Below are 19,539 nucleotides of genomic sequence, written 5' to 3' on the forward strand. Positions count from 1 at the left end.
GCCCCACCGGAACACCCAACGATGGGGCGCCGCCATGAGAGTTCATCGGCATCGTGAACGCCGCATGCGTCGGCATTTTCAACGTCCGGCAACAGCCATGAGCTTCAACTACGTCGTCCGCAGCGTCGGGTACTCCCTGGGCGGTGCCATCGGCGGTCTGGACCTCGCCACGGGCACCGGCCCCGGCCACCTCTTCCCCAACGACAGCACCTACACCACCGCGGCGCTGGTCGGCATCGGCGCCATGGCGATCACGACGCTGACAAGCCTCGCTCTCGCTCGCCGACGCCCGTCCGAGACCAACCCGTAAGAGCTCGCGCAAATAGGTGGTGTGGCGATCCTCTGCAGCAAGGCGGGCACCGGTCCCGATGAACATGGAGTCGCGACACTCTGTGACCACTGGAGAGACTGTGCCCGTCCTGCCGTCACGGCCGTCAGTCCGCCGCCTTGGGCCGCCAACCGGAGGCCCAATCATCGAGCTGGGCGAGAGATTCTCGAAGGGTCCTGCCCTGTTCAGTGAGCAGGTACCCCTCGCCGGCGTTCTCGACGAGGTCGGCCTGTCCAAGCTCGCGAAGCCTGTCTGCCAGGACGCTTGATGAGACGCCGCCGCATCGTTGCTGGAGCTCGCGGAAGGTCGGAGATGAGCCGTCTCGCAGCTCCCATAGGACCCGCAGCGCCCAGCGTCGGCCCAAGAGGTCCAGGAGCGCCATGATCGGGCGCCCCGTGTGCGAGCCGCGGACCCGGCGGCCTGGGAGTGGTGTTGGTCGTGTCATCCGCTTCCCTTTCCAAAGCGTCAATGTTAACGTCTCGCTATGCCTCTGAAATCGAAGCAGCGGCGCATCGAACCACTCTCGCCGCCCTATGGCGAGGGAGCCAGCGAGGCCCTTGAGCTCATCGGGCATTCTCATCCAGCTGTTCCGGGTGTGGGCCCGCCGGCCCGAGCTCGCCCGCTCCATCGCGGGCTGGGGAAGCTACTACTTCTCTCGGCGCTCCGCTCTCACTCTGCGCCAGCGCGAGCTGGTCATCGACCGGACCACCGCGCTGTGCGGCGCCGACTACGAGTGGGCCGTGCACGTCGTGTGCTTCGCCGAGAAGGCGGGACTCGACGCGGCGCACCTCGCGTCCCTCGCGGATGGAAGGCCTACGGACGACTGCTGGCACACCACCGATCGTGCCGTGCTCGAAGCGGTCGACGAGTTCCATGCGACCTTTGACTTATCCGACGACACCAGGGCGAACGTGGTCGCTGTCACCGATGAAGATGCCGCACTCGATCTGGTCTTGGTCTGCGGTTGGTACCACGCCATTTCGTTCGCCGTCAGGGTGCTCCGCCTGCCCCGTGAGCCCGGCACCGAGCCGATCTCCGCACTCTGAATCCAAGTCAGATGCACTCATCCCAACACTGGAGGTTCCCATGCCCAAGGGCTACTGGGTCAGCGTCTACCGCACCATTTCCGACCCTGAGAAGCTGGCTGCTTACAACAAGCTGGCCCGTCTGGCCGTCGAGCCCAAGGGCGGCCGGACCCTCGTCCGTGGCGGTCAGGTCGTGGCGTATGACGCCGGAATCGCCGAGCGCACCGTCCTGGTCGAGTTCGACAGCTTCGAGCAGGCCGTCGCGGCGCGCGAGAGTGCGGCCTACCAGGAGGCGCTGGTCGCCCTCTCCGACGGCGTCGAGCGCGACTTTCGCATCGTCGAAGGCATCGACTGACCGAGGTCCAGTCGGATGTTCACTGAAGGTCACAGAGCTCCAAGAGGCTCGACTCGCCGAGGTGTTGTGCAACGGCCGCTACATCCTCACCCCGCTCGGACACGACGCCCGCGAGGCCTTGCGTTGTGTCACCGAGTGACCACGGACCATGACAGAGTTCCCCTCACAGGCGGCGCGAACCGCCGTCGCCGCTGCCCTGGCCGAGGATGAGTGGGGCCAGGACATCACCACCGCGTGGAGCGTTCCGAAGGCATGGCGGCGCCGGGCAGCCGCTGGGATGTTCGCCCCGTCGATCGGCGTCCCCGAGGACATCGCCAGCGCCAACAACACAGCCTGCCTGGCCGCGCACATGGCCCGATTCGGCACGGACCGCCTCACCGTCGACATGGGCGATCTCCTCGGCAACCCATCCACCATCACAGCAACCATCGACAACACCCACCTGGAACACCCAGTCCCAGTTGGGGGCCAAGCAGCTATCGCACGAACAGTCGTGCGTCAAGCTTGACGTCATCCACCAGCCGTCGCCGCCCCGGCCACCTGCGACTCACACCCGCCGCAGGCAGCAACGACTCCAGCACTGACCACTGCTCATCAGAAAGATCCCCACGCCCCACACGGTGATCATGACGCCACGAGGCATGGACCGGAACCCGGCCCTAAAACACGGCCTTGTTCGCCTCGATGACCACGGCGATGGTCAACGTCACGGCCGCCACCACGGCCAGGGTCAGGAATATGAGCAGACGAGGCCGCTTTTTGAGGATCTTCACATGAGGGAGAAGACTTCAGCGTCACAGGGGTCGCCCGGCAGCCTCCATAGTGAGGCGGAAGACATGTGCGCACCGCGTTCGCGTCAGAGGTGCTCGGCCGCCGACGGTGGCGCTGCATGCCTTGCGCCAGGCAAGGTTCTGCTGCCGCGGCCGCCTCCAGCCGGGTCGCCTCGGCTTCCGTCTCCGCGTAGTCCTTGCCCCGTCCCTCGACCGGTCCATCAGCCCGATCCGCGCCGAGGTGACAACACGTCACCACAGTCGCCGCTGCGCACCCGGCCGCACCTACCGGTTCTTCGTCACTGGCGGGGTGATGCACGGGCCCTGCCGGTGGCGGCGCCGTGCGGACCAGTAGACGCTGGTGGCCTGCGCGAACTTTCGGGTCCGCGCCTCAGGCCGGTACGCGTTCACCGGAGAGCGGAACGCTGCAATCTGCCCGTCCAGGTACGTGCCCGTCTGGCTTACCTGCGACTTCGAGAGCCGTGCGACGCCCATACCTGCAACCGGCGCGGAAGTAGCTCCCGTACGCGCCAAGTCAAGGGTGTCGATGCTCACTTTCGAACAGGGGGTGTTTGACCGGTATGCCGGTTCAAAGAAATGGATCTTAACTCTTTTCTTACGTAGCATTCGCGCGTTGATCACCCTGTCGGTGTTTTTTTCACCGACTTCTTATCAAGGGGCTTGCATGCGGGGGCGCGTGTTGACGCGAAGACGTGGCCGAGTGGTGGCTTTGACGCTGACGCTGGTGACGGCCGCGGGAGTAGTACCGGCGGCATCGGCCGCCGACAGTTCCGGAGTGGGACCGCTCCGGACGGACATGGCCGCCGGGAAGGGGGACGATCCGGCAGCGTCGACGACCACCGACGAGGCCCTGACCGAGGCCAGGAAAACCGGCCGGAGCGTCGAAGTGGACTCGCTCCGCTCGGAGAGCGCCGACGTCTACGCCACACCTGACGGAAACCTGGAGGCGCGCGAGTACCTGCGTCCCGTCCGGACCCGGGTGGACGGCAAGTGGAAACCGGTCGAGACCGACCTGGCCAGGACGGCGCAGGGCACGGTGACACCCGGCGCCACCACGGTCGGTCTGCAGTTCTCCGCCGGCGGGAACGCCCCGCTGGTGCGCATGGAGAAGGCGGGCCGTGAACTGACCCTGTCCTGGCCGGACAAGCTGCCGGCTCCGGTCCTCGACGGACCGACCGCCACGTACGAGAACGTGCTCCCGGACGTGGACCTGCGGATGGGCGCTCAGGAGGACGGCTTCACCCAGCTGCTCGTCGTCAAGTCCGCCAAGGCGGCGGCGAGTGAGCAACTGGCCGAACTACGGCTGAAGCTCTCCACCGACGGCATGGATGTGCGGGAGACCGCGCAGGGCGGCCTGGAGGCCGTGGACAAGGGCGCGAAGAACGCCGTGTTCGAGGCACCCCGGCCGGTGATGTGGGACTCCAGTCCCGGCAGCAAGGCCGCCGAGGACACCACGCCGTCCGCCACCGCCAAGCAGCAGTCAGCCACCGCCAAGCCCGCCTCCCTCAAGTCGGCGTCGATCAGTGCGGACGCCACCGGACCGGCCGCGACCGCACGCACCGCCGGGCGCACCGCGTCGGCGGACGAACCGGCCGCCGGACCGGGAGACGAGCCCGCGGCCGGCGAGTCGGCGAAGCTCGCCCCCGTCGCGGTGGACGTCCCCGCCGGGGGCAAGGAACTCGTGCTGACCCCGAACGCGAACGTGCTGAAGGGCAAGGACACCGTTTACCCGGTCTTCATCGACCCCCAGTGGTACTCGCCGCGCGCCTCGGCGTGGACGATGGTCTCCAAGTACTGGGCCTCATCGCCCCAGTACAAGTTCAACGGCGAGGACAACGCGGGCCTCGGCTACTGCGGCTGGTACTACTGCAAGCCGTACGACACCAAGCGGCTCTTCTACCGCATCCCGGTGTCCAAGTTCGCCGGCAAGTCCATCCTCCAGGCCGAGTTCGTTGTCCGCAACGTCTGGTCGGCCTCGTGCAGCGCCCGCAGCGTGGAGCTGTGGCGGACCAAGGACATCTCCTCCTCGACCACCTGGAACTCCCAGACGGCGAGCGGATTCTGGATCGACAAGCTGAAGACCGACTCCTTCTCCTACGGCTTCGAGGGCTGCTCGGCCAAGGACGCCGAGTTCGACGTCAAGTCGGCGGTGCAGTCCGCGGCCAACGCCAAGTCCTCGACGATGACGTTCGGCATGCAGGCGTCCGACGAGAGTGACATCTACGGCTGGAAGCGCTTCTCCGACAAGGCCTATCTGCGGGTGAAGTACAACCGCCCGCCCTCGCAGGTCAAGATGTCGCAGCTGACCATGGAGTACGGCGGCACCTGCAAGAAGCCGGCCGACGCCGCACGCGTGCGCACCCTCGGCAAGATCTACGCCAACAACATCACCGACCCCGACGGCGACAACATAGCCGTGGAGTTCCAGGCGGGCTGGGACGCCGGAGACGGCAAGGGCAACGTCGCACATTGGAAGCCGGCACGCACCGGGTACAAGAAGTCCGGCTCCGACTTCTCCATCACCCTGCCCTCCTCCATACCGGAGAACAAACAGATCAACTGGTACGTGCGCAGCTACGACGGCGCACAGTACTCGCCGTGGTCCAACACCGGTGACCCCACCGGTTGTTACTTCACCTACGACACCAAGGTGCCCAAGGCCCCCTCGATCGTCTCCGGCGACTACCCGGCCTCCGATCCGGAGGATCCCGCGGACCCCTGGTACGACGGAGTGGGCCAGTACGGTTCGTTCACGCTGAAGGCCGCCGACACCGACGTCACGAAGTACTGGTTCGGTGTCAACGGCGACCCGAGCTCCAAGAACACCATCACCACCGCCGCCGGAGCCGCCAAGGTCACCCGGATGCTGCCGGCCAGGCCTGGCCTCAACTTCGTCACCGCCCGGGCCCTCGACACAGCGGGCAACGCCGGTGAGATCCGCACCTACCAGTTCCGCGTCAAGGCCGGACAGCCCGAACGCGCGACCTGGCAGCTCGACGACGCCGCCGGATCCGACCGCGCCACGGGACAGGCCCCCGAGCGCACCGCCGAACTCCGCGGCGGCCCCACCCCGCACGTCGAGGGCGCCAAGGGCACCGCGGTCTCCTTCGACGGCGTCGACGACTACGCCGTCACCGACATCCCCACCGTGGACACCTCCACCGGCTTCTCCGTCTCGGCGTGGGCGAAACTCTCCACCCTGCCGGACCACGCCGCCGTCATCGCGGCCCAGCCCGGCAACCACTCCCCGGGCTTCGAGCTGTACTACTCCTCCACTTACGACCGCTGGGTGTTCAACCAGTACAGCGCCGACAGTCCCGACGCCAGCGTGGTGCGGGTCATGCCGACCACCGCGGGCGGGGCCAAGGCCGGGCAGTGGACCCACCTGGTGGGCACCTTCAACTCCACCAACGACCAGCTGTGCCTGTACGTCAACGGCACCCTCGTCGGCACCACGACGTACTCCTCGCCATGGAACGCCCGCCGCGGCCTGCAGATCGGCGCCGGCTCCTACAACGGCAAGCCCGGCTCCTTCTTCCCCGGCGACATCGATGAGGTGCAGATCTTCGACAAGCCGCTCGCCGTCGGCGAGGTGACCCGGCTCTACGGCAAGGAGTCGCTCATCTCCGGCCGACCCGCCCGTGCGGTGTTCCCCATGGACGAAGCCGCCGACGCCGTCCAACTCAACGGCGTGGCCGAGGTACCGGACGCCAAGTTCTTCGGCGGCCCGACCGCGGGCGCCCCGGGCATCGCCGGCAAGGCAATGTCCCTGGACGGGGTGGACGACTACGCCAGCACCGGCCGACCCCTGCTGAACAACCAGCGAGGTTTCGCCGTCTCGGCCTGGGCGAAGCTGCCCAAGACCAAGCCGGACCATGCCGCGATCATCGCCACCCAGGCTGGTGAACACCGGCCGGGCATGGAGCTGTACTACAGCAAGTCGTACGACCGCTGGGTGTTCAACCAGTACTCGGCCGACACCGCGGACGCCACCCCGATCCGCGCCCTGCAGGCCGAGGGCCAGACCGCGTACGGCGACACCTGGACGCACCTGGTGGGCGTGCACGACACCGTCGCCGACAAACTCATCCTCTACGTCAACGGCGTCGAGGCGGGCTCGACGGACCTCGAGGCCGACTGGTACGCGGGCGGGGCAGTGCAGATCGGCGCCGGCAACTACGACGGCAAGCCCGATTCCTTCTTCCCCGGGCAGATCGACGACGTCCGCTTCTTCGACCGGCCCGTGTCCGCCGACGAGGTGCGTCAGCTGTTCCAGCAGCGCCCGCTGCTGGCCGCCCGCTGGAAGCTGGACACCGAAAGCGGCTCCGCCTCCCCGGACGACACCGGCCGCGCGGCCGCCCTCACCCTGCAGAGCGGCGCGAAGATCGGTACCGGCTTCATGGACGCCGGCCTGGAACTGGACGGCAGCACGGGCTACGCCAGCGCGCCGGCCGTCCCGGTCGACACCAGCGCCAGCTTCACCGTGACCGCATGGGCCAAGGCGGCCTCGACACCCGCGCAGAACGCGACGGTGGTCAGCGCCGAAGGCACCGGCCAGAGCCCCTTCGCCGTACGCTTCGTCCCCGACCCGGCGCACCCCGAGGGCCTGGGCAGCTGGGAACTGGCGCTGCCGAACAAGGACGGCACCGACGCCACGACCGTCCGCCTGGCGAGCACGGAGTTCAGCAGCGTGACCGACTGGAACCACCTGGCGCTGGTCTACGACGGCTTCGCCAAACAGGCCCGCCTGTACGTCAACGGCATCGTCCAGGAGGTGCCGTGCGAGGACGCCGACGGTGACGGTCAGGCGGACAACGCATCCTGTCAGGACCTGATCGCCTGGGGCGAGAACGTCCTGACCACCAAGGCGGGCAAGTCGCTCCAGGTCGGCCGGACGAAGACCGGCTCCACCGCCGCCGAGTACTTCCCCGGCCTCATCGACGATGTCTGGTTCTTCCAGGGCGCGCTCAACGACAGCCAGGTCGAAGAACTCTCCGGCTCCTGGTTCGACGTACCCACCGAGGTCCCGGCCGGCAGGTGACGCCCGCCGGTGGGCGGGGTGCGCGACCACTGCGTGCCCCGTCCGCCGGCGCCACCTTCCCCCATCCGCCCCTATCGCAGGCGATGCCGCTGCGCCACGACCCGCGCACCGGCACGCCACTCAGCCATGGACGGCATCACGCATGAGACGCAAACCACCACGCCTTTCCGCGACAGCGCTGCACCGGCCGGTTTCCCTGGTCATGTCCGCGCTGCTGCTCGGCGGTCTGATCCAGGCCGCCGCCTCCCCCGCCGAGGCGGCCACCGGCCACCGGCTGCCGGGCGTACCCACGGCCGACAAGCCCGTGCCCGGCACCAACGGCCTCAAAGCCAGACCCCGCACGCTCACCACGGGCCCGCGGACACCGGTCCAGCCGCCCCGGCGCTCCTGGCCGAAGCCCGGCATCGCCGCGGCGGAGATACCCGAGCACGGCTCCGCCCGCCCCGGTGAGCTGCCACTGCGCATCGCCTCACCGAAGCAGCGCACGGGCGCCTTCCACGGCACCGTCGAGGCCCGCCTGCACAGCCGCGCCCAGGCCGAACGCGCCGGCGTCGACGGACTGCTGCTGGCCCTCACGGCCAAGGGCGCCTCGAAGAAGGCCGCCGCGGCCGGCTCGGCCCATGCGTCCGCCACACCCGGCTGGGGCAAAGTCGCCGTCACCGTCGACTACTCCCGTTTCGCTCAGGCGTACGGCGGCGGCTACGCCGCTCGGCTGCACCTGGTCGAACTGCCCGCCTGTGCGCTGACCACGCCCGCCAAGGACGCCTGCCGCAAGAGCACCCCGCTCGCCACACGCAACGACACCGACAGCCGCACCCTGACCACGAACGCGGTGAGCCTGCGCTCCTCCGCGCCGACCGTGCTGGCCGCCGAGGCGGAGACCGGTGGCGAGAAGGGCGACTTCAAGGCCACCACGCTGTCACCGTCGGCCACCTGGAGCACCCAGCTCAACACCGGTGACTTCACCTGGTCCTACGACATGCCGGTGCCGGACGTCCCCGGCGACCTCTCCCCCGATGTCGGCCTGGACTACTCGTCGGGCTCGATCGACGGCCGTACCGGCACCACCAACAACCAGGGCTCCTGGGTCGGCGACGGCTTCGAACTGTCCCCCGGCTTCATCGAGCGCCGTTACAAGCCGTGCGCCGACGACGGCGAGAAGAACGCCGACGGCAACAAGCCGGGCGACCTGTGCTGGGCGTACGACAACGCCTACCTCACCTTCAACGGCAAGGGCGGCGAGCTGGTCCCCGTCGGCAACGACGAGTTCAAGCTCCAGCAGGACGACGGCACCCGGATCGCCCACCTGACCAGCGGCGAGCGCGGCAACGGCGACAACGACGGCGAGTACTGGCGGCTGACCGCGCCCGACGGCACCCGCTACTACTTCGGCTACCACCGTCTGCCCGGCTGGGCCGACGGCAAGGAGACCACCGACTCCACCTGGACCGTGCCGGTCTTCGGCAACAACACGGGCGAGCCGTGCCACGGCGCCGACTTCGCCGGGTCCTGGTGCCAGCAGGCCTGGCGGTGGAACCTCGACTACGTGGTCGACACCCATGGCAACGCCATGGGCTACCACTACGCCAAGGAGACCAACTCCTACGGCCGCAACCTCAAGGCCGACGCCGACACCCCCTACATCCGCGGCGGCTACCTCCAGCGCATCGACTACGGCCTGCGCTCCTCGCGCATGTTCGCCGACAAGCCGCCTGCCCAGGTCGTCTTCGACAGCGCCGAGCGCTGCCTGCCCCAGGACGGCGTCACCTGCGCGCCCGACACCATCGACACCAAGTCGTACTACTGGTACGACACACCCTGGGACCTGAACTGCAAGGCCGGCACCAAGTGCGACAGCGGCCGGCTGACGCCGTCGTTCTGGACCCGCAAGCGGCTGACCTCGGTCACCACCCAGCTCCTGAAGCCGGACGGCTCCTACGGCAAGGTCGACTCCTGGCAGCTCACCCACCGCTGGGGCATGGCCGACACCGACTACCAACTGCTGCTGGACAGCGTGCAGCACACCGGGCACACCGCCACGCCGTCGATCACGCTGCCCAAGACCACCTTCGCCTACACCCAGCTCGCCAACCGGCTGGACCGCACCGGGGACGGCTACGCCCCGTTCATCAAGGCGCGTCTGTCCACCGTGGCGGACGAGTCCGGCGGACAGATCGACGTCAACTACTCCGCCCCGGCGTGTGACGCCGACGCGCTGCCGACGCCCGAGACCAACAGCACCCGCTGCTTCCCGCAGTACATCGGCGGCGACAGCAGTGACGCCCCGGACCGCGAGTGGTTCAACAAGTACGTCGTCACCTCGGTGACGGCCACCGACCGCACCGGCGGCGCCCCGGACCAGGTCGCCGCCTACGACTACCTCGACGGTGCCGCTTGGCACTTCGACGACGACGGTCTGACCAAGGAGAAGTACCGGACCTGGTCACAGTGGCGCGGCTACGGCCACGTACGCGTCCGGGCCGGCGGACAGGGCGGCGCCGCCGCCATGAAGACGCAGCAGGACCACTACTTCCTGCGCGGCATGGACGGCGACCGCAAGACGACGTCGGGCGGCACGAAGTCCGTCAGTGTCCCGCTCGGCACGGGCGAGGGCGACCCGCTCACCGACGACGGGGCGACCGCGGGCTTCGAGTACCGCACGCTCGTCTTCGACGGGCCCGGCGGCAAAGTCCTGCAGAAGACCGTGAACCGGCCCTGGCACCACGAGACCGCCAGAAAGGTCCGCGACTGGGGCACCCTCACCGCCGACTTCACCGGCACCGCCGAGACGAAGGGCTACACGTCGCTGGACGACGGCGCCGGCACCAAGTGGCGCACCACCACCACCTCCACCGGCTACGACACCGTCGCCGGCCGGCCCGAGCGGGAGGAGGACCTCGGCGACACCTCCACGGCGGACGACGACCAGTGCACGCGTACGACCTACGCCACCAACACCGACAAGAACATCCTGCTGCTGCCCTCACGGGTCCAGACCGTCGCCAAGGCGTGTGACGCCCCCGTCGACCGGACCAAGGACGTCATCGACGACGTCCGCACCGCCTACGACGGCGGCGCCTACGGCGCGGCCCCGACCAAGGGCGACGCGACGGCCACCGCGCCGCTCAAGAGTGACAACGGCACGAAGGCGACCTACCTGGAGGCCGGTGCCACCTACGACGACTACGGCCGCGAACTCACCGTCACCGACCTGACGGCCGACGTGACCGTGACCGGAACCGGCGACCCGGTGCGCACCGTCCGCAACGACGGCCGTACCACCACCACGGCCTACCTCCCGGCCACCGGCCTGCCCACCCAGACCAGGACGACCACGCCTCCCGCCGACCCGGCCGATCCGGCGAGCGCGCAGACCACCGTCAAGGACCTGGACCCGCTGCGCGGCCTGCTGCTGAAGCAGACCGACACCAACGACAACGTCACCAACTACGCCTACGACGCCCTCGGCCGCTCCACCAAGGTGTGGCTCGCGGACCGCTCCACGAGCGGTGTTCCGACGTACGAGTACGCCTATTCGGTCACCGAGGGCAAGCCCGTCACCGTGGCCACCAAGCTGCTCAACAACGAGGGCGGCCAGATCACGTCGTACAAGCTGTACGACGGGTTCCTGCGCGAGCGGCAGTCCCAGGCGCCCGGCCCGGACGGCGGCCGGATCATCTCCGACATCTTCTACGACGAGCGCGGCCTGACCACCAAGTCCTTCGCTCCCTACTACGCCACCGGCGGCCCGGTCGCCGAACTGTTCAAGCCCGCCGACGCGCTGGGCGTGGAAACCCAGACCCGCACCTCCTACGACGGTCTGGGCCGCCAGGTCGAGGAACGGCAGATCGCCGGCAACGGCGACGGCGGCACCGTCCTGTCCACCAAGAAGACGATCTACGGCGGTGACCGCACCACCCTGATCCCGCCGGTGGGCGACACCACCGTCACCTCCCTGGTCGACGCACGCGGCAACATCACCGAACTGCGTCAGCACCACACCCGCGATCCCGAATCCGCCTACGACACCACCACCTACGACCACACCCCCTCGGGTGACCTGCTGAAGGTCACCGACCCGGCCGGCAACAGCTGGAGCTACACCTACGACCAGCTCGGCCACCAGACGTCCTTCAGCGATCCGGACCGGGGCCGCACCGACACCAAGTACGACGACCACGGTCAGGTGATCTCCAGCACCAACCAGCGCGGCACCACTCTGTTCAACACCTACGACGGACTGGGCCGCAAGACGGAGCTGCGCGAGGGCTCCGCCACCGGCAAGCTGCGCGTCAAGTGGACGTACGACACCGTCGCCGGTGCCAAGGGCCAGCTCGCCGAGTCGATCCGCTACGTGGACGGCCAGGCGTACACCACCGCGGTGACCGCGTACGACAAGCTGTACCGGCCCACCAAGACGGCGACCGTGATCCCCGCGTCGGAGGGAGCGCTGGCCGGCACCTACCAGTCGGGCACCGCCTTCAAGCCCTCCGGTCTGGTCGCCTCGCTCAGCTACTCCGCCGCCGGCTCGCTGCCGGGCGGATCGATCAACTACGCCTACGAGGCGCAGACCCTCCGTCCGATCTCCGTGTACGGCCAGGGCATGACCTCGACCGCCACCTACAGCCAGACCGGCAAGCCGCTGGTGTACAGCTTCGGTCTGACCAGCGGCGGGAAGAAGACTCAGGTCACCAACACCTACGAGTTCGGCACTCAGCGGCTGGCGACCACGCGCGTCGACCGCGAGGGACAGGCGGGCGTCGATCAGAACGTCACCTTCCGCTACGACGAGGCCGGCAACGTCCTGTCCCTGCGGGACGTCTCCCGCACCGGTACCGACAACCAGTGCTTCGCCTACGACTACCTGCGCCGCCTGACGGAGGCATGGGCTCAGGGCGACCAGAGCTGCGCGGACACCCCTGCCGCGAACAAGCTCGGCGGTCCGGCTCCGTACTGGCAGTCGTACACCTACGACAAGGCCGGCGACCGGCTGACCGACACCCGGCACGACATCGGAGGCGACACCAGCAAGGACGTCAAGCACACCTACGAGTACGCGACCCCGGGCAAGCCCAAGGCCCACCAACTGTCGACGCTGACCACGCAGGGTCCGGCGGGAACCAGCCGGACCGACTACGTCTACGACGAGACCGGCAACACTACCGACCGTGGCAAGCAGCATCTGGACTGGGACGCCGAGGGGCTCCTGGCCAAGGTCACCGAACCCGTCGACGGCAAACCGGACAAGGTCACCGACTACCTGTACGACGCTAACGGCAACCGCCTCATCGACCGCACGGGCGACCGGACCACCCTGCACCTCGGGCACACCGACGTCACCCTCGACAAGGGCGCGACCAAGGCCAAGGCGACCCGCTACTTCGATCTCGGCAGCGGCCACCAGGCCGTCCGGGCCGACGACGGCAGCTTCTCCTTCACCCTGGCCGACCACCACGGCACCGGCCTGCTGGCCGTCGCCGCCACCGACCTGGCCCTCACCCAGCGCCGCGTCACGCCCTTCGGCGAGAGCCGCGGAGCGGCACCGACCGCCTGGCCCGGGACCAAGGGCTTCGTCGGCGGCATCGACGAAAGCAAGGACACCGGTCTCACCCATCTGGGTGCACGCGAGTACGACTCCCAGACCGGCCGGTTCCTCTCCGTGGACCCGATCATGGATCTGGCCGACCCGCAGCAGATGAACGGCTACACCTACGGAAACAACAACCCGCTGGTGTACGCCGACCCGGACGGGAAGTTCTTCGGCTTCCTGGACATGTTCAAGCTGTTGAAGAAGACGATCGAGTACTTCCTCAACAAGGTTCCGAACAAGAACCCAGGCTTCCTGCAGCGCCGTGCCAAGGCCCCTGCGGTGCAGAGCGACAACCTGCGGAACAAGCTCGCTCAGATCTATCCCAAGAAGGAGCACGGCGCCGTCTTCGGCAACGGCAAGTTGTCCACAGCCATCATCCACGAGTTCAACACGGGCGAGCGGCTGCAAGGAAAGAAGCAGTGGCACATCCAGAAGGGCTGGTCGACGATGAAGGGCCTGTCCAGCGTGCTGGACCTGGACCGCAAGGCCAGGGAGGAAGGCAAGGGCATGCAGAACCTCCTGTCCGACAGCGATCTGAAGATCGCCAAGGCAGAGGCCGCCGAGTTGTGGGACGCGCTCAATTCACGTGACGTCACCGGCAACATCAACAAGATGATGAAGGGCGACCCCCACATGGAGAAGTCCATCAAGACGAACTTCGAGTCGGTGGCGAAGACACCTGCCGTGAAGGAGCTGACGGGCACGGAGTTCAAGCCCACCCAGTACAAGGGACCCCAGCCGGTCGGACAGCCCACCCGGCTGCGCGGCTTCTCGCGGACACTCGGTATCGTCGGCGGAATCGCGACGGCCGCGGAGGCGCCCTCCTACGTGCACCAGTACGGCTGGAAGGACGGGCTCTGGGAGCTGACCAAGGACGTCGTGGACCCCTTCGGGTTCCACGAAGCACTGGAGCCGTCCACCTCGGAGAACTGGGCGTGACACCGAGTAACGAGAGCTAGACCATGAGGACGGGGTCCGTCGCGCCCAGGGCACGGCGGACCCCGCTTCCGAGTTCCCCACCCTGTGCACCCGTTGAGGAAGACATGAGCGACACGCCCTCGGGAGAGATCCCGGTCGAGGAGATCCCTCCGCTGCTGCTGCGCATGGTCCCGGAATCCGCCGGGTTCATTGCCGAGATGTTCCACCGGCCCGCCGAAGCGGCCGTCCTGACCGAGGAAGCGGCGGTGATGCTGTACGAACTGCTCGCCGAATGCTTCACCGGTCCGGTGCTGATGCCGCAACTGAGGAGCGACAAACCGGACACAGAGTTGCTCACCCGGTGCTGGGACTTCGTGGAGCGCATCGTCGACCACCCCACGGAGCATGTGAGCGGCGCCGTCTTTTTCGAGGTACTGGATCAGCTCCTGCTCGACAGCGGTCTGGTGGAGGCCGCCTGGCCCTACATGAAGGACCGGACCCGGGCGCGTACCCTGCAGATGCTGGACGGCTACGACGTACGTCTGCCCGGCATCAACCGGCGCTGAGGGCACCGCAGCGGGGCGGCGGCGCCCTGCCGCCCTCATCCCCGGGACTTCCCGACTCCTGCCGGCTCCGCCCGTCTTTCGGTACTCGCGGCGCTTCTGCGGTGCGCCGGTCTGCCACAGCGTTTCGTCCTGGCGTTGTGACGCCGCGCCCCCCTTTTATGCGAGTACAAGCGGTGGTTCGGTGCGGGCGCCGGCAGCGACCTGATGTGCCCGCACACTGGGAAGTCCAGATTATCGAGGTACTCGGGTGGACCGATGAGATCGCTGAATGAGGTCTTGTCGCATCGCGTTGATGGCGATCCCTCGCCACGGCATTGAGCTTGGGGACGAGGAAGCCCCCTCCCCAGCAGCCGCGTCAGAGCGGTCGCCGCCCGGACTGCCGAAGGGCCCCGGACGCCGCGCGGGGCATTCACATCGACGCCCTCGACCTCGTCGTCAACGTCGATCCGCCGGCCGACGCGAAGGACTACTTGCATCGTGGTGGACGCACGGCGCGAGCCGGGGAGTCCGGGAAAGTGGTCACCGTGGTCACCCCCAACCAGCGGCGTGACGTGAGCCGGATGATGTCCGGAGCAGGGATTCGGCCCACGGTCACACCCGTGTGCTCCGGCGAGGAGAAGCTGACCGCCATCACCGGGGCGAAACGCCCGCCGACCGTGACCAAGGCCAGTAGCGGCAACGCCCCCTTCCGCGGCCTCGGCACCCGTCCGGGCCGCCCCGCCAAGGAGTCCCGCAAAGCCGCAGAAGCCCGCAAGGCCGCAGAAGCCCGCGCGGCAGCCCGGGTACGCAAGGGCCGCTGACTCCGCCCCCCACGTGCCCCCTTTCCAGCTCCGAAGGGGCGTGGGCGCCTCAGTGTGCCCTCCACGTCGTTGCTCTTGCCCTGCCTCTGATACGCACTGGGCCCCGCCAACTCGCCCTCGCCCTCGCCGTCAGCCTCACCGATACCCCTACGGGGACTGCCGACGCTCGCCGTTCGAATCAACCCTGCCCTTTGTCTCCTTCAAGGCCTCCACAACGTCCCGTTCGGCTCTTGCCGTCTCATGACGCGCATGGCCTGACGACGCGCGCCACGGCCTGACCGGCCCTCGCGGGACGGGGCAGCCCAGCCCTCGCCGCTCCTCCTCCCTCACACTGCCTCACGTCAGCGCGGTACGGCCTCGACCACACTGATCCGATAAACCCTGCGCCGGCGTGGACTGCAATGGATGTCGACAACGTCCCCCACGCGGAACCGGTCCTTGAGCGTCGGGTTCTTGTCAGCCGTGAACATCGGCCGTCTCCACTCGTTCACCTCGAAGGACCAGCCTTTCCGCGACGCCGGGTCCTCGATGGCACAGCAATAGTGCGTGACATCGGTCAGCGGATCGTCGTGGTGGGTCTCGAAGTCCCAGCGGGAGATGACGGCGCCACGGAAGGTCAGCTCCGCGGGGACCGCCTGGACGCGGCGGCGGGCGGGCAGCCAGAGAGCCGACATCACAGCGCCGACCAGGACCGGGCTCGCGGCAAGTTCCCCACGGAAAGGAATGTGCACGCTCAGGGCCACAGTGATGGTGGCTGCGCAGGCTGCGACACCCAGGATCACCAGTTGCCACAGATGGCCCCAGCGGGGCGGATCCAGTGGCGCCGTGTCGACGACGTGCCACGACTTGCCGTACGCCGACCAGATCCGGCGCGCCTCGCGCACGGGCAGCGCCGACTCGGGGCCGTTCGCCCCCACCTGCCGTCGCGGAAGCCGGTGCTCGGCGCCTGTGTCGTCGTCCCGCCACCACTGCGCGGCCTGCCGTCCGAGAGCCGTCAGCCTGGGGCGGGTCCTGATCGGGAACCGGTCGATCATCGCCACACCGAACATGCTCACGTTCAGGAGCACGACGAGGACGATGCGGAGCACATACGGGGACCACGGCAGACACACGCACAGCAACCCGAACCAGGCCGTGATCGCGGCGCCCCTCAGCAACAGAATCAGGGACTTCTTGCGGGCGGGCCGTGTCAGCCCCATGGCCATCGCCCCATCGCGAACGCTGCGCTCGAAACCGCGCCACCATATCCAGTACTCGTCGCCGTCCCCGGGCCCCAGGGCTTCTATCGGTACGCGGTCAACGCCGAATCGGCAGCGGTGGCGGACGCGTTCCATCAGCAGTTCCTCGAAGGGCCGCAACGGCCGAAGGCCGACCGTCCCCAAGGCGGGCCGTACGGTCAGTGTGCCGTCGGCTTTCTGCTCGCACCTCAGATGGCCCGCGCGTACCAGTGCGAGGGCGGTCGTCTCGATGGCCTTCGGCGTGACCTCGCCATCGCCGAGCAGCACGTTCACCATGGCTGCGGCCAGTTGCGGGGGTTGCACGGGCACCTCCGTCGAGAGCGCCTCCGCCGAAGACCCGCCGCCCCTCCCCCTGGGCGTCCTCCTCGCGGAAGTCACGCCCCGCCTCCGAGGCGCCCCTGCCGGGTGAGGACGAAGCCGATGACCTCGATGGCGTTGAAAGCTCCCAGCGGTACCGCGACCAGGCACCACAACGGAGTTACCGCGCCGACGCTGCCCGCGACCAGCAACGCAACGGACCCCACCCCTGAGGCTGCCGCCGCGATCAACTCCATCCAGCCTTTGGCTCGCAAACCGTACAGCAGACTCGACATGTTGAAGCTCATCCTCGCTCCATCGGTGCGCGACCGGCGCCTCCCCCTCGGATTACGGCACAGCCGGTGCCGGCCAGGCGCTCCTCGAGCATAGGAACCTGTTGAGATCACGGCATCGGGGAAACCACGTAGGGCAACACTGAGGTAGTGACTTCACAACTGCCTGACGCCGCTGCGGTGTCCGCCCGTCAACGACACCCGCAGCAGGGTGCCGTGCGCGTCGGTCAGCACGTGGTGCTTCGAGCCCCGGCCGCTCACGGTCAACCGGATGCGGGCCGACTTTTGGGCTGCTTCGACCCCGCTTGGCCCGCACGTGCGAGGCATCAACGGTGACACGGGAGAAGTCCAGACGGTCTGCCGCCCGTAACCGGTCCAGCAGCACCCGCTGAAGTTCCTCCCACACCCCGGCCTGGCCCCTCGGCCAGCCGCTGTCAGCAGGTAGGCCCGGAAACCGAACCCCAACTCCTGCGCCAGGTACTCCCACTGAATGCCGGTGGCGAGGACGAACAGCACACCCTGCAGCGTCTTGCGGTCATCGATCCGCTTGGGCCCCGGGTATCGGAACCGCCGCTCACGCTTCGGCAGCATCGGCTCAATGACCGCCCACAACTCGTCACTGACCTCCCACCGCCACCACCGAGCCATGACGACCCCCAAGCACGGGATCACGCCCATCTCCACCACACCACAAGAAGACCGCCATACGGCCCTGCCGTTCCTCCGTGACTCCCCGGACAGTGGCAGCGATGCGCCGGACCAACTCAGGTCGATGGCCGGCACGGTCACGCTCCATCGGCGCGACGCAGAGCGCCGGGCCTCGGCGTTCGGATCGTTCATGAGCTGCGGCAGCACCGGTTGCCGCAGCTCAGTTGCGGTACGCGGCTGTCGCGATCTCGACGAAGGATCGGATCAACGGGTTGGTGTCACCTTCGTTCCACGCTGCCACCACCCGGCTCGGCGCCATGTCGATCAGCGGTATCACGGCCAACTCCGTGGGCAGGTCGTGTCCGAGCGGGGCGAGGCCGATCGTGCCGTTCCACAGCACGGCCTGCAGGCATTCCTGGACGGCGCGCACCACGGGGCCCTCGCGCGGCGTGCCGCCGTTCCAGTACGACTGCCAGTTGGGGTCGGTTCCCTGCGGGAACTGAAACCAGCGGCGGTCGCTCAGGTCGACCAGCCGCAGCCGGTCGCAGCGGGCCAACGGATCATCGACGCGCAGGACCACGCCGACCGGATCGGTCCGCAGCGCACGCACCGTCAGGGCGGTCTCGTCGAACGGCGCTCGGGTCAAGGCGACGTCGACCAGTCCGGCGCGCAACCCGCACGTCGGGTCGGTCAGATCGGTGTCGCGGATGCGGATCTCGATGCCCGGGTGGCGCCGACGGTAGGCGGCGGCCAGCCTGGTCATTCCCGGGTCGGTGCCATCACCCAGGATGCCGACGGTGATGGTCGTGACGCCGGCCGCCGCGCGCACGCGTTCACGGACGCGGTCGGCATGGTCGAGCAGGGCCCGCGCCTCGTCGAGCAGCACCGTGCCTGCCGGCGTGAGCGTGACGCCGGCGGGCGAGCGGGTGAACAGCAGGGCCCCGATATCAGCCTCCAACTGTTTGATCGCCCGGCTCAGGGGCGGCTGGCTCATGTGCAGCCGGGTGGCGGCCCGGCCGAAGTGGAGTTCCTCGGCGACCGCCACGAAGTAGCGCAGGGTTCGTAGCTCCACGCTGTAACGATACCGACGAGGTATCGGCATCGCGGGATGGGTCTTGGACACGGGGAGGGCCCCGGCTGTGCACTCGTGAGCATGACCGAAGAAGCCAAGGCCAGCGAACAGCAGGCCCCCGCCGTATCGGTGGTGGGTCCCCGCGACGGCGAGACGATCGTTCTGGGCACCACACGCATGCGCGTTCTGGAGGACGGCAGCCACACCGGCCACCGCCTGGCAATCGCCGAGTCCGTCCTCGCCCCGCACACCCAGGGACCGCCCCAGCACCGCCACGCCCGACACGACGAAGGCTTCTACATCCTCTCCGGCACCGTGCGGTTCACCGTCGGGGACGAGGACCACGACGCCTCCGCGGGCACGCTGGTGATGGTCCCGCCCGGTGCCCCGCACACCTTCGCCAACCTGAGCGACCAGCCCGCGGTCATGCTCAGCACCTTCACTCCTGACCTGTACGTGCAGTACTTCCGAGACCTCCAGGACGTGCTCGCCGACGGCCGGCAACTGACGCCACAGGCCAACATCGACACGATGAACCGCTACGCGACCGAGCCCGCCACCGAACGTGCCTGAATCC

12 protein-coding genes and 2 pseudogenes are annotated in these 19,539 nt (G+C 68.4%); 9 read left to right on the forward strand and 5 right to left on the reverse strand.

Going from position 1 to position 19,539, the window contains the following annotated elements; all coding sequences use genetic code 11:
- Positions 1–97 precede the first annotated feature (97 nt).
- Positions 98–310: a hypothetical protein gene (locus tag ABZZ74_RS46460; RefSeq protein ID WP_356950166.1), complete on the forward strand. Its 213-nt coding sequence runs from the start codon at positions 98–100 to the stop codon at positions 308–310.
- A gap of 124 nt (positions 311–434) precedes the next feature.
- On the opposite strand, the gene ABZZ74_RS46465 is transcribed toward ABZZ74_RS46460, so the two are convergent.
- Positions 435–956, reverse strand: coding sequence for a helix-turn-helix domain-containing protein (locus tag ABZZ74_RS46465; RefSeq protein WP_356950167.1), 522 nt, complete (start codon positions 954–956; stop codon positions 435–437).
- Here ABZZ74_RS46465 and ABZZ74_RS46470 point away from each other — a divergent pair.
- From ABZZ74_RS46470 to ABZZ74_RS46500, 7 genes and pseudogenes are all read left to right on the forward strand, one after another.
- On the forward strand, positions 886–1,374 hold the full coding sequence (locus tag ABZZ74_RS46470; RefSeq protein WP_356950185.1) for a carboxymuconolactone decarboxylase family protein: 489 nt from the start codon (positions 886–888) through the stop codon (positions 1,372–1,374). The two genes, ABZZ74_RS46465 and ABZZ74_RS46470, sit on opposite strands and share 71 nt — an antisense overlap.
- Before the next feature lie 40 nt (positions 1,375–1,414).
- Positions 1,415–1,708 (forward strand): DUF1330 domain-containing protein, encoded by a 294-nt coding sequence (locus ABZZ74_RS46475; RefSeq protein ID WP_356950168.1) that lies wholly within the window; start codon positions 1,415–1,417, stop codon positions 1,706–1,708.
- A 148-nt stretch (positions 1,709–1,856) separates the two neighbouring features.
- Positions 1,857–2,216: a PhzF family phenazine biosynthesis protein gene (locus ABZZ74_RS46480; RefSeq protein ID WP_356950169.1), complete on the forward strand. Its 360-nt coding sequence runs from the start codon at positions 1,857–1,859 to the stop codon at positions 2,214–2,216.
- A gap of 1,079 nt (positions 2,217–3,295) precedes the next feature.
- Positions 3,296–7,540, forward strand: a complete 4,245-nt coding sequence (locus ABZZ74_RS46485; protein WP_356950184.1) for a LamG-like jellyroll fold domain-containing protein — start codon at positions 3,296–3,298, stop codon at positions 7,538–7,540.
- A 142-nt stretch (positions 7,541–7,682) separates the two neighbouring features.
- Entirely contained in the window at positions 7,683–14,069 is a 6,387-nt protein-coding gene (locus ABZZ74_RS46490; RefSeq protein ID WP_356950170.1) for an RHS repeat-associated core domain-containing protein, read from the forward strand.
- 104 nt (positions 14,070–14,173) lie between these two features.
- Positions 14,174–14,614: a hypothetical protein gene (locus tag ABZZ74_RS46495; RefSeq protein ID WP_356950171.1), complete on the forward strand. Its 441-nt coding sequence runs from the start codon at positions 14,174–14,176 to the stop codon at positions 14,612–14,614.
- A gap of 395 nt (positions 14,615–15,009) precedes the next feature.
- Positions 15,010–15,414, forward strand: a pseudogene (locus tag ABZZ74_RS46500) (helicase-related protein); the annotation flags it as partial.
- Between the two features lie 341 nt (positions 15,415–15,755).
- On the opposite strand, the gene ABZZ74_RS46505 reads toward ABZZ74_RS46500, so the two are convergent.
- From ABZZ74_RS46505 to ABZZ74_RS46520, 4 genes and pseudogenes are all read right to left on the reverse strand, one after another.
- On the reverse strand, positions 15,756–16,955 hold the full coding sequence (locus tag ABZZ74_RS46505) for a hypothetical protein (protein WP_356950172.1): 1,200 nt from the start codon (positions 16,953–16,955) through the stop codon (positions 15,756–15,758).
- Positions 16,956–17,026: 71 nt separating this feature from the next.
- Entirely contained in the window at positions 17,027–17,257 is a 231-nt protein-coding gene (locus ABZZ74_RS46510; RefSeq protein ID WP_356950173.1) for a hypothetical protein, read from the reverse strand.
- A 162-nt stretch (positions 17,258–17,419) separates the two neighbouring features.
- Positions 17,420–17,890: pseudogene (locus ABZZ74_RS46515) on the reverse strand (IS5 family transposase); the annotation flags it as partial.
- 220 nt (positions 17,891–18,110) lie between these two features.
- The gene (locus ABZZ74_RS46520; RefSeq protein ID WP_356950174.1) at positions 18,111–18,992 is read right to left on the reverse strand and encodes a LysR substrate-binding domain-containing protein; all 882 of its coding nucleotides are present in this window, start codon (positions 18,990–18,992) and stop codon (positions 18,111–18,113) included.
- 51 nt (positions 18,993–19,043) lie between these two features.
- Here ABZZ74_RS46520 and ABZZ74_RS46525 point away from each other — a divergent pair, with 51 nt between their 5' ends.
- Positions 19,044–19,535 (forward strand): cupin domain-containing protein, encoded by a 492-nt coding sequence (locus tag ABZZ74_RS46525; protein WP_356950175.1) that lies wholly within the window; start codon positions 19,044–19,046, stop codon positions 19,533–19,535.
- The last annotated feature ends 4 nt before the right edge of the window (positions 19,536–19,539 follow it).

Origin of the sequence: Streptomyces sp. NPDC006476, from assembly GCF_040612015.1 — a bacterium.
Taxonomy (GTDB): Bacteria; Actinomycetota; Actinomycetes; order Streptomycetales; family Streptomycetaceae; genus Streptomyces; species Streptomyces griseorubiginosus_B.

Excerpts from the sequence above, each read along its gene's own strand:
- ABZZ74_RS46460 (WP_356950166.1), top strand. The coding sequence starts at position 98 with ATGAGCTTCAACTACGTCGTCCGCAGCGTCGGGTACTCCCTGGGCGGT.
- ABZZ74_RS46465 (WP_356950167.1), bottom strand. The coding sequence starts at position 956 with ATGGAGCGGGCGAGCTCGGGCCGGCGGGCCCACACCCGGAACAGCTGG.
- ABZZ74_RS46475 (WP_356950168.1), top strand. The coding sequence starts at position 1,415 with ATGCCCAAGGGCTACTGGGTCAGCGTCTACCGCACCATTTCCGACCCT.
- ABZZ74_RS46480 (WP_356950169.1), top strand. The coding sequence starts at position 1,857 with ATGACAGAGTTCCCCTCACAGGCGGCGCGAACCGCCGTCGCCGCTGCC.
- ABZZ74_RS46485 (WP_356950184.1), top strand. The coding sequence starts at position 3,296 with ATGGCCGCCGGGAAGGGGGACGATCCGGCAGCGTCGACGACCACCGAC.
- ABZZ74_RS46490 (WP_356950170.1), top strand. The coding sequence starts at position 7,683 with ATGAGACGCAAACCACCACGCCTTTCCGCGACAGCGCTGCACCGGCCG.
- ABZZ74_RS46495 (WP_356950171.1), top strand. The coding sequence starts at position 14,174 with ATGAGCGACACGCCCTCGGGAGAGATCCCGGTCGAGGAGATCCCTCCG.
- ABZZ74_RS46510 (WP_356950173.1), bottom strand. The coding sequence starts at position 17,257 with ATGAGCTTCAACATGTCGAGTCTGCTGTACGGTTTGCGAGCCAAAGGC.
- ABZZ74_RS46520 (WP_356950174.1), bottom strand. The coding sequence starts at position 18,992 with ATGCCGATACCTCGTCGGTATCGTTACAGCGTGGAGCTACGAACCCTG.
- ABZZ74_RS46525 (WP_356950175.1), top strand. The coding sequence starts at position 19,044 with ATGACCGAAGAAGCCAAGGCCAGCGAACAGCAGGCCCCCGCCGTATCG.